This window comes from Halorubrum californiense DSM 19288, assembly GCF_000336875.1.
In the GTDB taxonomy this organism is placed as follows: domain Archaea; phylum Halobacteriota; class Halobacteria; order Halobacteriales; family Haloferacaceae; genus Halorubrum; species Halorubrum californiense.
The window spans coordinates 1-14,137 of record NZ_AOJK01000074.1 but is presented as its reverse complement, the minus strand read 5'-3'; the positions used below and the strand labels follow the sequence as shown (position 1 = coordinate 14,137).

9 protein-coding genes and 1 pseudogene are annotated in these 14,137 nt (G+C 55.9%); 3 read left to right on the top strand and 7 right to left on the bottom strand.

The window, feature by feature from the left end:
* Positions 1–141 precede the first annotated feature (141 nt).
* Together C463_RS18185 and C463_RS16140 are read left to right on the top strand one after the other, a co-directional pair.
* Positions 142–2,193: a receiver/sensor box histidine kinase gene (locus C463_RS18185; protein WP_008445922.1), complete on the top strand. Its 2,052-nt coding sequence runs from the start codon at positions 142–144 to the stop codon at positions 2,191–2,193.
* 212 nt (positions 2,194–2,405) lie between these two features.
* On the top strand, positions 2,406–2,978 hold the full coding sequence (locus C463_RS16140; RefSeq protein ID WP_008445921.1) for a response regulator: 573 nt from the start codon (positions 2,406–2,408) through the stop codon (positions 2,976–2,978).
* 185 nt (positions 2,979–3,163) lie between these two features.
* On the opposite strand, the gene C463_RS18180 is transcribed toward C463_RS16140, so the two are convergent.
* The 5 genes from C463_RS18180 to C463_RS18870 form a co-directional block, all read right to left on the bottom strand.
* Complete coding sequence (locus tag C463_RS18180) at positions 3,164–4,201, bottom strand: sensor histidine kinase (protein ID WP_008445920.1); 1,038 nt, start codon at positions 4,199–4,201, stop codon at positions 3,164–3,166.
* A gap of 1,669 nt (positions 4,202–5,870) precedes the next feature.
* A complete protein-coding gene (locus tag C463_RS16125; protein ID WP_049906065.1) occupies positions 5,871–6,215 on the bottom strand; it encodes a winged helix-turn-helix domain-containing protein in 345 nt (114 codons plus the stop codon).
* A 208-nt stretch (positions 6,216–6,423) separates the two neighbouring features.
* The gene (locus C463_RS16120) at positions 6,424–7,950 is read right to left on the bottom strand and encodes a bacterio-opsin activator domain-containing protein (protein WP_049906064.1); all 1,527 of its coding nucleotides are present in this window, start codon (positions 7,948–7,950) and stop codon (positions 6,424–6,426) included.
* 421 nt (positions 7,951–8,371) lie between these two features.
* Positions 8,372–8,551, bottom strand: coding sequence for a hypothetical protein (locus tag C463_RS16115; protein ID WP_049906062.1), 180 nt, complete (start codon positions 8,549–8,551; stop codon positions 8,372–8,374).
* Positions 8,552–9,212: 661 nt separating this feature from the next.
* Positions 9,213–9,503, bottom strand: a complete 291-nt coding sequence (locus C463_RS18870) for a hypothetical protein (RefSeq protein ID WP_152422427.1) — start codon at positions 9,501–9,503, stop codon at positions 9,213–9,215.
* 946 nt (positions 9,504–10,449) lie between these two features.
* Between C463_RS18870 and C463_RS16105 the strand changes: the two genes are divergently transcribed.
* A complete protein-coding gene (locus C463_RS16105; protein WP_008445915.1) occupies positions 10,450–11,016 on the top strand; it encodes a sugar O-acetyltransferase in 567 nt (188 codons plus the stop codon).
* Positions 11,017–11,199: 183 nt separating this feature from the next.
* On the opposite strand, the gene C463_RS16100 is transcribed toward C463_RS16105, so the two are convergent.
* Positions 11,200–12,708 (bottom strand): amidohydrolase, encoded by a 1,509-nt coding sequence (locus C463_RS16100; protein WP_008445909.1) that lies wholly within the window; start codon positions 12,706–12,708, stop codon positions 11,200–11,202.
* Positions 12,709–12,769: 61 nt separating this feature from the next.
* Positions 12,770–14,110 (bottom strand): annotated as a pseudogene (gene mmsA, locus C463_RS16095) (CoA-acylating methylmalonate-semialdehyde dehydrogenase); the annotation flags it as partial.
* Between the last annotated feature and the right edge of the window lie 27 nt (positions 14,111–14,137).

The window sequence follows — 14,137 nt, the reverse complement described above, 5'->3', positions numbered from 1 at the left end:
CGTGAGATCGTTCTGATGTGTGCGGTCTACAACATCAAACGAGCCGTGAAACCGTGAAATCAAACGCCTTCTGGCGATTCACCAGAGCCAATCAAGCGAATATACGGCGTTGAACCCGACCGCGACCTATCGTTCGAAGAGGTGATCGACTTCTACGAGCCTGACAGTCAACGCCGGGTCAGACAGATTATTGACAACGCAATCAAGGACGGATACGCCGAGGGGGATGAACTCTGTCTTGAAACCGCGGACGGAGAGCGCCGAATTGTCGAAGGGAACGCAGAACTCGTCGAGACCGATGAGAACGGGACGCTCCTCCGTGGCGTTATCCGGGATGTTGCCGACCTTCGGGAGCGCCAACAGGAACTCAGTCGCCTCCAGCAGGCTATCGACGGCGCGAACGTCCCAATCACACTGGCCGACCCGTCTCAAGAGGACGACCCGCTGGTCTATGTCAACGACGCGTTCGAGGAGATGACGGGCTACCCACCCAATGAAACGCTCGGACGCAACTGTCGGTTCCTCCAGGGTGAGGACACAAATCTTGAGAAGGTTGCTACGCTCCGTGAGACAATCGATAGCGAGGAATCAGTCACCGTCAGCCTGCGCAACTATCGGAAAGACGGCACCGAGTTCTGGAACCGGGTGACTGTCACCCCCATCTACGACGACGACGACGAACTTGTCCGCTATCTTGGCACTCAGCAAGACGTTACCGGGCGCAAGGAGCGTGAAAAGCGGTTGACGGAGCTCAATCAAGCGACACAGGCGCTCATGACGGCAGACACCCATCAAGAGGTCGCAGACATCGGTGTCGAGGCTGCCAGTGGCATTCTGGACTTCGAGACAAACGCAGTTCATTTCTCCAATGCCAACGATACACAGCTAGTGCCCGTGGCACACACGGAAAGCGTGACAACACTTGCTGGAGACACGACAGCTCTACCAGTAGCGAACAGCATTGCTGGGCGAGTCTATCGAAACGGAAAACCAGAAACAATCGAGGATGTACAGCAGGACTTGGACACGTACGACCCAAGCACAAGCCTGGAAAGTTACCTATACCTCCCTCTTGCCGACCACGGTGTCTTGATCGCTGGGGCTCAAAAGCAGGGGGCATTCGATCAAGAGGACCTCACGCTCGGAGAACTGTTGGCCGAGAATCTCGTCGCGGCGCTTGACCGAGTTGAGCGCAAACAGGAGCTTCGGGAAATAAAAAACCAGTACCAGACGCTGGTTGATAACTTCCCGGACGGCGCGGTCTTTCTGTACGACTGCGATCTGACATACGTCCGTGCCCGCGGCGAGGAACTACAGAAAGTCGGTTTATCTCCCGATGACGTCGTTGGAACAAAACCACACGCGCTGTTTCCCGAAGACACCGCTGATGAACTCTGTTATTACTTACAGGAGGCACTGGAGGGGAACGCCAACACGTTCGAACAGGAGTACGGCGGTGAACGGTACCGAGTTCGAACGGCTCCGGTTCGGACCGATGATCAAGAAACTGACTATGTGATGGCCGTCTCGCAGAACATCACTGAGTACGCTGAAAACAGAGCGCATCTCAAACAAGAAAACGAGCGCTTGGACGAGTTCGCCAGCATCGTCAGTCACGATTTGCGGAACCCACTCCGCGTGGCCGAAGGACGGGTGGAGCTGATTCGAGACGAGTGTGCGAGTGACCATATCGACGACGTAGCACAGGCACTTGACCGGATGGACGCGCTCATTGAGGACCTGTTGACACTGGCACGAGAAGGCAGCCGAGTTGATGAGGTCGAACAGATTGGACTTGCGAACGTAGCTACGAACAGTTGGCAAAGTGTAAAGACGCGACAAGCAACACTCGACGCCGACGCACCACAGGTCATCGAAGCCGACCGGAGTCGGATCCAGCAGCTGTTTGAGAATTTCTACCAAAACGCCATAGAACACGGCGGCGACGACGTGACAGTGTCCGTCGGTGTGATAGACGACGGCTTCTACGTGGCAGATACCGGCCCCGGAATCCCCGATTCTGAACGTGAGGACGTATTCGAGGCAGGATACTCAACGAATGAGGACGGGACCGGGTTCGGCCTGCGGATCGTCGAACAAGTTGCCGACGCGCACGGCTGGGAAGTTATCGTGACTGAGAGCAAAGAGGGCGGGGCCCGCTTCGAAATTACCGGTGTCGAACAGGGTGCGTGACCGATACGCGCTCTGTATTCAGCGCGAGGCTATAGAAACAACTGGGGGTTGACAGGAATCAGTTCTGTCAATAGGCCCTCTTCAGCGGCCGGCTGTTTCAGTGAACTGTGTTTCAGACGGAGACTGCCAACAGCGCCAGTGTGACTGTTCGGCTTCCAAAAGCCGCGGTTATTAAACGTTGTAGCCAGTAGCACCGTGCTGTGACGGCCGATATGTACGTTGACCGGCCGCGGGTGCTACTCGTTGACGATGAAAAAGAGGTTGCTGACGCGTACGCCCTCCGGCTTGATGGCGTCGCTGACGTTACAGTCACCTATAGCGGCCCCGAGGCATTATCCGAGGTTGATGAGGCTGAACCCCCAGACGTGATTCTGCTGGACCGACATATGCCGGACCAATCAGGCGATGATCTGCTTCGGGAACTACGCGAGTACGATATGCACACCAAAGTCATCATGGTCACTGCTATCGATCCGGGGTTGGAGCTCTTAGATCTCCCATTCGACGATTATCTCTGTAAACCAGTTGACCGGGAAGATATCCGATCTGCTGTTGACCAGCAGTGTCAAGTTCTCGCGTACGAACTGATTGGGGAGTACTTTGGCCTCGAGTCAAAACGAGCAGTCATCGCCGCAGAATTACCGGAACAGCGACTCGAGAATCATGAAGAATTCAGAGCGCTCAACGACCAAGCTACCAGCTTACAGGATCGTATTTGTCGATTACTCCCAGAGGCTGAAGAGTTATTAGACACATTCACTGGCATTGAGCGGGAGGCCTACTAAAAATTGTAGCGGGATGTACGAAACAATCGAGCGAAAATCCCGTTAGAGTTACGAGAACGGAGTGGTCCCTCAGAGAACACTCTTAGACACGTCGTGACAAAATATGATTTGTGATTAAACTCTCTCGATAGTCCGGAGCCGAGTATAAAATGACTCCAGCGTCCTCTGCGGATCCAACAGCACACTCAGGTAGTGATCTCAAATTTGGCACCACCGCTCTCTCCTGCTGTCAACGTTATCTCCCACTCATGCGCCTCAACGATTTGTTTAACAATCGCGAGGCCAAGGCCCGTACCACCGCTCCGTGTGGAGTACCCGGGATTAAAAACGATATTGCGTTCTGTGGGCGGGATGCCGGGCCCATTGTCGGCAATATAGAACCCGTCTTCGGAGGGCCGAACAGTCACCGTCACCCTATCCACTACCGGATTTTCTTGGGTGTCGAGAGGTTGTTCAGTAGCCGGCTCTGTGTCCCGTTTGTGTTCTGGGTGCTTCGCGGCTGTCGTATGCTCAACGCTATTTCGGAATAGGTTTTCGAATAACCGCCGGAGACGGTCAGGGTCTGCGGTGACTGTTGGAAGTGCTTCTGAAACTGTTAATTCGGCATGCTCGGCATCGATCGACTTCCATGCGTCCGTCGCGGCAGCCTCAACAGCAACTTCCTCTAAGGGTTGAATAACGATATCGTCCCGCGTTAGTGTGAGTACGTCGCGAATAATTTGTTCCATCCGGTCGTGAGCGTTCGCAACGGAACGAAAATGCTCAGGATCGCCAGTCTCTTTGGCTGCTCGAAGATGTGCTTTCGCGACATCGAGTGGGTTCCGAAGATCATGGCTGATGACGCTGCTAACTTGGTCAATACCAGGTGCTTCCTCTCTGTCGGGGCACTCACGAAGATCTGAAAAAACGAGATACCCAGTACCGTCATCGGATGGAATTATCCTGACAAAGAACGGGCCACGGTGGTGGTATCCACTGAGACGAATTCCAACCTGATCGCCTTGGAGGAGATGCTCCAACGGGTCTTTGTCACCAGTTGTGTCCGATTCATTAAATAGATCAAATATCGTCGAAACGAGTGTGCCAGATGACGCAGTTTCAAACTGCTGGTCAAAAATTTCATTCGTCTCCGTTATCCGAGCGTCATCACCCTCAATGGTGTACGCAAGAGTTGGGTCGGGGAGTTCTTCTAGCAGAATCCCAGTAGGACGCTCACTACTCATTGGTCATGTGACCTTCCCGGCCTTCCTATCACTCGAATTAACAACTTGGGTACCTGTTGCTGATAACTGCGTGAGCCATAGTCCGTTGCTATTCATGGTTCCATTTTGGCTCGTGCTACTGTTGAGCATTATTTTTTGATTCTGACTCGGAAACACTCGATACATACAGCCATTTGGATCGCCTCAAGCTCAAACTCAGGCACTCGCTTTGCTCATTTGTAGCATCAGTATATCCTACCCAGCCTTTGCTACGAACTCCGAGCAGCGCGCTTCAATATCTGAGGCGTCACAACAAGATCAGCAGCGGCTACGCCAACCATTGCCAACCTAACTATCTGATCTTCGATTATAAAAAACGCGATGGCTAGAATGGCGATAGTCGTCATGAGGGGCATCCCCCATCGAACGACCGGACTTTGGAAGAGAGTCGCTGACTGAGACATATCTGGTTATTAGATTGTGCCATTATATTGATACTGGTGTGTTTCTGACTGAGAAATGCTGTGAGGGACGAAGGAAGCACATCATTTGCTATTTTTCGGAAAGGGGGGATTTCGATCCTCATTTTCGCTCCGCCAAGATTGCTCTTACTGCTCTGTTGAATCCGATGACGACACGGGGTTCGCGATCTCTGAAGTGACGATAATCTCACTTTTTGTCGTCAAGGAGGTGGATCGATCNAGAGTACATCTCTGAATTCTCTCGGCAGCGCACCTGACCCGAGTACAGAGTGACCCGATCCGACGCCTTCTGCGGATTCAACAGAGCAGCTCTTACCAAAAGTTAGCTTTCCGCCGAGAGACTGTACTGCCCAGTTAGCCCCCAGAGGCTGATTGAAGTAGCGTGGCCGAGTTTGTCTTCCGAACCAGTCTGGACCGCTGTCACTCCGTGTTCAGGGATGCCAAGGCCATCGTAAGCGACAACGACTTCCACCCCGAATAGAGTTGTTTTACAGCTGACATTTTCTCCGCGCTGAAGCGCGAGGATTCCCACGGCACCGTACCGCTGGGTTGGGATATTGTGGTTCACCGACGCATTGTGAAGCAACCTGTATGTAGAAAGTGGAAACAACGCTCGATACATTCCAATTAACCTTTTACCGGGAGTTCTAAGCAGTAGTCGGCACGCAAATATCTGGGAGCTTTTGTACACCCAACCGATACCAGTTGCTCGGTTTCGAATTCAACAAACTACCAATCAGAGATTTCTCCGTGAAACATTAATAATCCCATTGCCAATCTCAACCAGAGCCGTTTCATCAGGACCACTCCCAATGAGGATATGTTCGGTGTCGCTGCTAGCAGCGTTCGAGGCCTTTCTGGTGTTGGTTACGGGGACCGCTTCGACAGCATAGATGTCGCGCTGAAGCCTCGTCTGTGTGGAGACGACATTATCCGGGGCAATATCGCAGGATCGGTTGAAAATGATTTCACCGTCTGTGCTGCGGAGACGGACTGTTACGGTATGTGTGGTCGCGCTATCATAGTTCTTGAGGACAATAGACTCATCTGTGACTCGGAGACCAGACTTGGAAGTTAGCGCATCGCTAGTACTTTCGTCGGCAGATCGGTTAGCGGGCATAGTTGCATAGACGCACCCACATTTCTTGAATGACAACGCAAAATTTCAGACGGAGAAACGCTTCCCAACTGACCCCGCCGCTGCGGTGCTAACAACTCAAACTGACTGTAGCTTCGACTTCACCGTCATCAAGCGAGACAGAGATGTGTTCCGCGGATGCAGTAAACTGTTCCCGATGGTGACCATCTGGCGCGACGTAACATTCGCTCGTGACTAGCCCGGCGTCTTGGAGTTCGTTGAGGCGCCGGTACGCGGTTGGCCGAGAGACATCGGCAACCTCCGCGACTGCGCGGCCGCCACGGGGTTGCTCAGAAACTGCCTCAAACACCCGTCGGGTGTACTCATCACCGAAGAGATCGAGCAGCTTCTCCGTCGGTACGTTTGCGGCCGGTTCCTCCGTATGATCGTGACGCGACTTCTGTCGCACTGCCATGTGCGTATCATCCGGGGGCATGCCCTTGGTGGGATATGCTTAGTATCCAGAGTCACCAAAGAAAGCATGTCTAACAATTCAGACTTCCATTCATCTTGGCTGGGGTGTCACACTCAATCGATGGAAACCGCCTCGGGTCAAGCGCTGAGACACTCGACTTGTTTCGCTCGTGGAGACCGAACGGCGACTGTGAGCTACCGTCTCGATGCTATTCATCATAGAACGCAGCTAACAGTTTCCGCTGACTCGCCCGAAGGTGGTGAAGCAACGTCGATCCAGTAATATCGAGCGAAGATGCTACTTCCTCAGCAGTGCTTCCGCGAGGTGAAGTGAAGTAATCCGCGAGATAGGCTGTGCGGAGGACTGTTGCCTGTCTATCAGTAAGACGGTCGTTGAGTTCGCTCTGAAATTCTTGTTTCGTCGTCGACGACTTCGTCTTGTCTTGCCGTGCGAGAATGGGGGCCGGCTCACCGTCTCCGAGAGCGTTTGCCAAACTGCGTACGTTTGCGTCTGGAGACAACTCTACGACCAAACGGCTCTCATCACCGTTGAACGTTGCTGTCTGTATGTTGGCGCCCCGGTTGATTGCCACAACGAGTGGGGCTGCGTCTGCCAGCGTCAGTTGGATTCGACCGTGTGTCGTGTCTGTCTGCCGGATGAGTCTCCCGCCCTGCGTTTCTGACATTGTCGTGACAGTATCAAGAACAGCTTCTGGGTTGGACCCAGAGACCGTCACGAAACATTTGAGCCCACTATCATTCGGGGTGACGGTCCCATTAAGCGTAAGCTCAGCTTCACTACTTTTGCTGACACGGACCAAGGGTGAGTTCACGCCTAGGCCAAACGTTACTTCGGTGACTGTGTCGGTGAACAGTAACTTTCGGTTCTGCGTTGCGTTGACTGCGTATCCAGCGAGATCGCCAAGTGTCTCAAAACTCGATTGGACGTGATCACTAAATGCGGCTTCTGTCTCCGCGTAGGCACCGACAACACCGTAGACACTAGAGCCGTAGGACAACGGCAGCGCAAAGACTGATTGAACGCCGTCCGCAAAACCCGCAGCACGTATTGGTTCTGGAACCGATTGATCTTCACTTAGCGACTGGACCAATACCGGAGACTGTTGATCCACAGCTTGCTGTTCAGGAATAGCACGTCCTTCCTTAATCGACTCACGAACAGCGGTGAACAGTTGTCCCTGTTCTCCCTCAACACCACTGATAACTAACTCACCACTATCGACGAGATACTCTCCAGTCCATACAAACTGAAACTGGTCAGATATGCCCAGTTCTTCTCGGATCGTCTCCATAATTGCGTTTTGCGATGTGGCACCAACAAGCCCCTCAAGAACATCCGCGATCAGCGAATCAATGATTGTGGCTCGTTCAGATTCCGCACGAAGTCGCTGGGCAGTCTGCTGGGTACTTTTCAGTTCGGTCACGTCATCCACATAGACCGTCGTGGCGCCATCACTTGGGACGACAGAAACCGATAGCCATCGGTCGATTGCTGGATAGTACTCCTCAAACGCCACATCAGTTACTGACGTACCATTGAACGCAGTCGGCACTGATTGCTCAACCGACTGCGGAAACACATCAGCGATCGGCTTGCCGACGGGGGCATCCTTTGGAAGGATATCGGCCGCAGGGTCATTTACATCGCGCACAACCCCATCTTGAATAGTAATAACGCCGATTGGCGCTTCAGCAAGCCGGTGTTCCATTGTCATCTATACGCTCCCAAGACGACGCAACACGGCATCTGCCGTGAGAGGTGGTCAACTGCCTGACTATCTGCTTCGACAGTTCTCACTAGTTCGTACATACACGTGCGGTGGTTCAATTGCTGTCTAGGGCGGCCCCAGCAAATAGATGTTCGCCGTGACGCATAGGGCTCTTCACTTAGTTCAAGCCGATAGATCTGTAAAAACAGAATCACAACTAATGTTACGTGACCTGTTCCAGTTTCGGAGGCTAAAACACTACACAGGGATTGATATACAGGAAAGAGCATCGTTGACCTAACCGCCCGTCGGGGCTCTGTTGAAATACTCAGCAAGTGATATATTTCGATCCAGTTGGGGTCAGTACATCATCTACAATTGGTGCGTGTCTCAAGGTCAGTTCACACTCGGCGTCGGATGTGTAAAGCTACGCTGCGCGTTTCAGTATCTGTGGGACCACAATGATCTTGATACCGGCGAGTCCGAATGCGAGTGCGCACAGGCGCGCTACGCCGCTGAACACAGTAAACCCGATCACGGCGATGATCACGGCGTCGATGAACGGAACTCCGTAGTGAAACACCGGTCGTTTGAGCATGGAGAACATATTTTCACTCTATTCCACATTAGGGCCATCTCTCACCCACAATTCCTATGTCTGTAGTTCGTCAAAAAGTCGATCAAAATGTAGGCACGTTGCAATGGTTGGTTCAGTATTCAAACGGAGAAAATAACACACTTCCCGTGCTGACTGTATCCTCCGTATTCAGCACGCCTCAAAGAATATATCCTCAATTGAGGATTTCAACAGAGCCACTTGTTTTGAGCGACGCGCCGAGTTGCTACAAGAGGCCGGGGATCCGGGTCAGTCGTCGGCGGTGAATCAAACGGATCTGGTCGAGCGGTACAGGGTAAGCCAACAGCAAATCAGAGGGCATCGAGCGGACTCGACGATTACGTTCGAGATCGGCTGGGGCGACGCCGCGATCTCAAGAGTGTTGCCACGGCACCAGTTTCAGCTTCTCGATCAAGCGCGACAGGCGCTTGTTGGAGCATATTGGGTCGATAATTTTTGCTCTTGAGTTCGATCGCGTTTTCAGCAACTCATGAGTATCCGCAACATCATCTGGACTCACCCGCACAACAGCCATCAACAATCTGTTTCACGAGTGTGAAGATTGTATCTGTTCTATCTTTTCTTCCATCAGTCTTATTTTTGCCTCACGAATGAGCTCACTCTGGTCAAGTTGAGTGGTCTCATCTCGCTGTTACAGCTCTGTTCGTAACTCATATAGAGAAAGCTCTGAAAGCTTCTCACGCTTTCTCTCTGCTTGATAGTGTGCGTCAGCATCAGGTGTCTCGTAGGTCCAGATTACTTCATCAATCCGATCATCAACTCGACGTATTTCTCGATACCGGCTAGGACCCGTGAGCAGGTAGCCATCATCGGGGTCGGGCTTTCCATATTTTCCGTCCCAGTGAAACGGTTGAGGCCGTGTCCAGCCATCCTCCGGAGTCATTAATTGAACCTCATACTGGACACTCCGATCGTCACTCACCAACCGATCTCCCACCGCTTGGAATATTTTTATATGTCAAAATATTGTATAAATCAATTATTTGGCAACAAAGAATCACCGTTTAATCAACGTTTTTCCAACGTTTTCCCTTGGTTTCTCGGCGTTAGCTACTCAACTCGAATAGGGGCAGCGTAAGGGAGCAAATGCTCCCCCGGTCTGCCCCAGAAAACACACGTTCAGCTAACTAACGATCGGCACGCTCTAGTTTTCGAATGGTTCCTTGTTCTGGCGACTGTGGTCGAGGTTTTCCTTACAAAGATACTCCGCAAGGTCGGGGTCGTGTCGTAGTTGGAGGACTTGTCCTCGCGACGAACGCGCTATCATGGTAGACGAGCGTGATGTCGATGCGCCCGACGTTCCGCCACGTCCCGTCTACTGAGGTACCCCAGACGTGAACGAGGTCGTCGTCAGATGTCGTCGGAAACAGTTCGAGGTCCTCGTCATTGAGATCGGACTCACAAGCCCGAAACGTGGTACTACGGCCTATCGCTCATTTGCCCACCGTAGTTCTGATAGGATATTTGAAATCAGGTAGGCTAAAAGAGCGCTTATCGGGGTTCAGTACCCCAAAAACCGCACAAACAAGCTCTGTGCTACTCCTGGTTCGGTTACCTTCCCCGATGCGGCGACGGAGTGAGCCGCGGCGTAGCGACGACACGAACGTCGAACTCGTCGGTAAGTCCCACGAGCGCGGCGGTCTTGTGGTCGCGTCAGGCTGCGATCGCTGACTCTCGGTCTCGAGGTGGTCGTCAGTGACCCACGACTGAAATCACGGGCTTCTGTCTTGTATCTCTGTGTAATTGACGCTTGGATACGAGGCAAATAAAGGGACTTCGAGTCGTGATCGCAGGGGCTGTGTCACACCTCGGCGGAGGTCCGGAACGAGTGCCAGAATACCTATCTGAGTTGGTAACCACCCGCCGTTATGGACAGCGAGAAAGAGAAGATGCTGAACGGAGATCTGTACGACGCCGACACACCCGAACTCCTGTCCGAACGGGAGCGCGCCCGCAAACTCACGAGACGATATAACCGAACGACGGCGGACGACGCTGAGGAACAACGAGATCTGTTAGAGGAGTTGTTCGGGTCGCTCGGTGAGGAGTGTTACGTCGAGCCGCCGTTCCGCTGTGACTACGGATACAACATCCACGTGGACGAGGACTTCTACGCGAACTTCGACTGCGTGATATTAGACGAGTGTCGGGTGGATATCGGACGGAACTGTCTGATCGGCCCGGGCGCGCACATCTACACCGCGACTCATCCGCTCGACGCGGACGAGCGGATCACGGGTCAAGAGTATGCCAAGCCCGTCACGATCAGTGATAACGTCTGGATCGGTGGGCAGGCGGTTCTCAATCCCGGCGTAACAGTCGGTGACAACGTGGTAGTTGCATCCGGGGCTGTCGTGACGGAAGATGTGCCCGACGATGTCGTCGTACAGGGGAACCCCGCTACAGTTGTGAAGAACCTTGAGGCAACCCAATAGTCCCCGGTGGACAGAAATTCTGCCGACCGAAACCGAACTGAGAGATACCCCCGTGTGGATCGTCAACGAGCCCCTCGACGAGTACCGTCTATACTGAGTCACGCAACCGAGTGCTGTCGGCACGTTCCACGCCTGGAACGGCGTTCGTACTGACTTCCGGCCGGAAAACCGACCCTGCCTCGGCTACCCCGGGTCTCCGTGTACGATTTCGCCGTCAACGACCGTGAGATCCACGTCAATGTCCGCAATCGACTCCGGCTCGGCGAACGGGTCCGCGCCGAGCACGACCGCGTCAGCGAGCTTACCGGGCTCGAGTGTTCCTTTCTCCGCTTCGGTGAACTCCGCGTACGCCGCGTCCCGCGTGTACGCCGCGATCGCCTCGTCTACGGAGAGACGTTGCGTGCTGTGTGGCGCGTTCACCACGCAGTGAATCCCGTGGAGTGGCCCGAGCGGCATCGTGTCGCTGCCGAACGCGAGCGGAACGTCGGCGTCGCGGACGCTCCGAAAGCGGTTGTTGGAACCGCGGGCCTCGCTCCCGAGGACGGTCTCGTAGATACCGCCCTCGCCGGCCCACTGGAGGAAGTTCGGTTGCATGCTGGCGACGATTCCGAGCTCGGCCATCCGGTCTATGGCCGCGTCGGTGGCCAGTTCGAGATGTTCGACCCGCAGTCGCGGGTCTGGCACGCGGTAGTCGTCGAGCACCGCCTCGTAACAGTCGAGCACGGTGTCGATCGCCACGTCGCCGAGCGCATGTGTGGCGATCTGTTGGTCGGCTCGCGCCGCAGTCCGGAACAGCTCACGGAGGTCGGACTCGGTCGTCACAATCGTCCCGTCGTTGTCGGGGTCGTCGACGTAGGTGCCGGATATCTTTCCCGTCCGCGCGCCGAGCGAGCCGTCAGAAAACGTCTTGAGCCCACCGATCCGGAGCCAATTGTCGCCGAACCCGGAGGCGATCTCAAGATCCGAGAGTGACTCCGCCTTGCCGGAGTGAACGTAAAATGTTACCCGGATCCCTAACTCGTCGTCCCGCCACGCGCCGAAGAACGCGGCGTGGATCGGACTCCCGAACTCCTGTGGCGCGGTGAGCCCCGACATGTTCTGAACCGACGTGACGCCGAGTTCGTGTGCCCGATCGGTTGCCGCCGCCAGCGCACGGCGAGCCTTCTCGCCACGGGGGTATGTTGCCTTTTTGACGCGCCCGGCCGCGTCCTCCACGAGCACCCCGGTCGGAGTCCCGTTGTCGTCGCGGTTCACGTCTCGCTCCACGCCGTTGAGGTCGATCCGACCAATCGCGAGGCCGTTGACGGCCGCGGCGTGGCCGTCGACACGCATCGCAGCGACGGGATGGTCCTCGCTCACCGCGTCCAGGTCGGTTCGAGTGAGACGTTCCTCTCCGTCCGGCCACGTCGTCTCGTCAAAGTTGTAGCCGAGTACCCAATCGCCGGGGTCCGTCCCTGCTGCGTTCTCCTCAAGCAGCGAGAGCGCCTCTTCGCGGTCGTCCGTGTCTGCGAGATCGGCCTCGAGTCGGTCGATCCCGACCGACAGCAGGTGCGTGTGCGCGTCGTTGAACCCCGGAAGCACGGTCCGGTCGTCCAGATCGACCGTTTTCGGATCTGTCGCGACCATTTCGACGGTCTCGGTGTCGCCGACTGCGGCGACTCGACCGTCGCGGAACAGGACTGCCTCGGTCACCGTTCGATCGTCGTCAAACGTGTGGACTGTACCGCCACGCAGGAGAAGTTCGGTCACGGGATCAGTCCTTTTGATCCGGCCAGCGCTCGATGTATACAGTCTCGTCGGTGTAGAACCGGACGACGTCCTCAGCCTGCGCGTGGAGGTCACCGAAGAACGAGTCCTTCTGCCCGCCGAAGTGGAAGAACGCCATCGGGGCTGCGGTCCCGATGTTGATGCCGACGTTACCCGCTTCGAGCTCGTGGCGGCACGTCGCCGCTTCGTCGCCCCGGTTCGTGAAGACGGACGCGGCGTTGCCGTAGCGGCTTCGGTTGGCGATATCGATCGCCTCGTCCAGGTCGCCGGCCCGGATCAGCGCCAGCACCGGTCCGAACAGCTCCTCCGTGGCGACGGTCATCTCCGGCGTCACCTCGCCGAAGACCGAGGGCGCGAGGAAACAGCCCTCGTCGGACGCGGCCTCCTCGCGCCCGTCGAGCAGCAGCTCCGCACCCTCCTCGACACCGGTCTCGATGGCGGACTCGATCCGAGCTTTCGCCTCGCCCGAGACCACCGGCCCGATGTCGACGCCGTCGTCGAGGCCGTTTCCGACGGTCTGTGCCGCGGCTCGGTCAACCACGAGCTCCGCGAACTCGTCGTACACGTCGTCGTGGACGACCGCGACGGGGTTTGCCAGACAGCGCTGCCCGGTGTTAGCGAACGCCGAGCTCACGGTCTTCTCGGCGGCGTACGACAGTTCAGCCGCGTCGCTCACGATGACGTGGTTCTTCGCGCCGCCCTGTGCCTGTACGCGCTTGCCGTTCGCCGCCGCCGTCTCGTAGACGTGTTTCGCGACGCCCGTGCTCCCGACGAACGAGGCCCCGACCACGTCGTCGTGCGCTAACAGCGCGTTCACCGTGTCCGGGCCGCCGTGGACAAGCGAGACGACGCCGTCCGGGAAGCCGGCGCGTTCGAGCAGTTCGAACAGCGCGATTGCGGTGTACGGCGTTCGCTCGCTCGGCTTGAGCACGAACGCGTTCCCGCAGGCGACCGCGTAGGGGAGGAACCACAGCGGGATCATCCCGGGGAAGTTGAACGGCGTGATCGCCGTGAACACGCCGAGCGGATGGCGAACCGCGGTCTCGTCGATTCCCGGCGCGGCGTGCTGGAGGTGACCCCCCTGTAGCAGCGTCGGCGCGCCGCAGGCGACCTCGACGTTCTCGATCCCGCGGCGGAGCTCGCCTTCCGCCTCTGCTCGCGTCTTTCCGTGCTCACGGACGAGCAGCTCCGCGATCGCCGACTGGTGTTCCTCCAGCAACGATTTGAACCGGAACAGCGGCTGAATACGTTCTTCGACTGACGTCTGCCGCCACTCCTCAAACGCCTCGTCCGCCGCGCCGACCACAGCGTCGACGTCGGACTCGGTACCTGTCTCTTATACACATCTCTGAGC

Coding starts and splice junctions, on each gene's coding strand:
- C463_RS16140 (WP_008445921.1), top strand. CDS start 2,406: ATGTACGTTGACCGGCCGCGGGTGCTACTCGTTGACGATGAAAAAGAG.
- C463_RS18180 (WP_008445920.1), bottom strand. CDS start 4,201: ATGAGTAGTGAGCGTCCTACTGGGATTCTGCTAGAAGAACTCCCCGAC.
- C463_RS16125 (WP_049906065.1), bottom strand. CDS start 6,215: ATGGCAGTGCGACAGAAGTCGCGTCACGATCATACGGAGGAACCGGCC.
- C463_RS16120 (WP_049906064.1), bottom strand. CDS start 7,950: ATGACAATGGAACACCGGCTTGCTGAAGCGCCAATCGGCGTTATTACT.
- C463_RS16115 (WP_049906062.1), bottom strand. CDS start 8,551: ATGTTCTCCATGCTCAAACGACCGGTGTTTCACTACGGAGTTCCGTTC.
- C463_RS16105 (WP_008445915.1), top strand. CDS start 10,450: ATGGACAGCGAGAAAGAGAAGATGCTGAACGGAGATCTGTACGACGCC.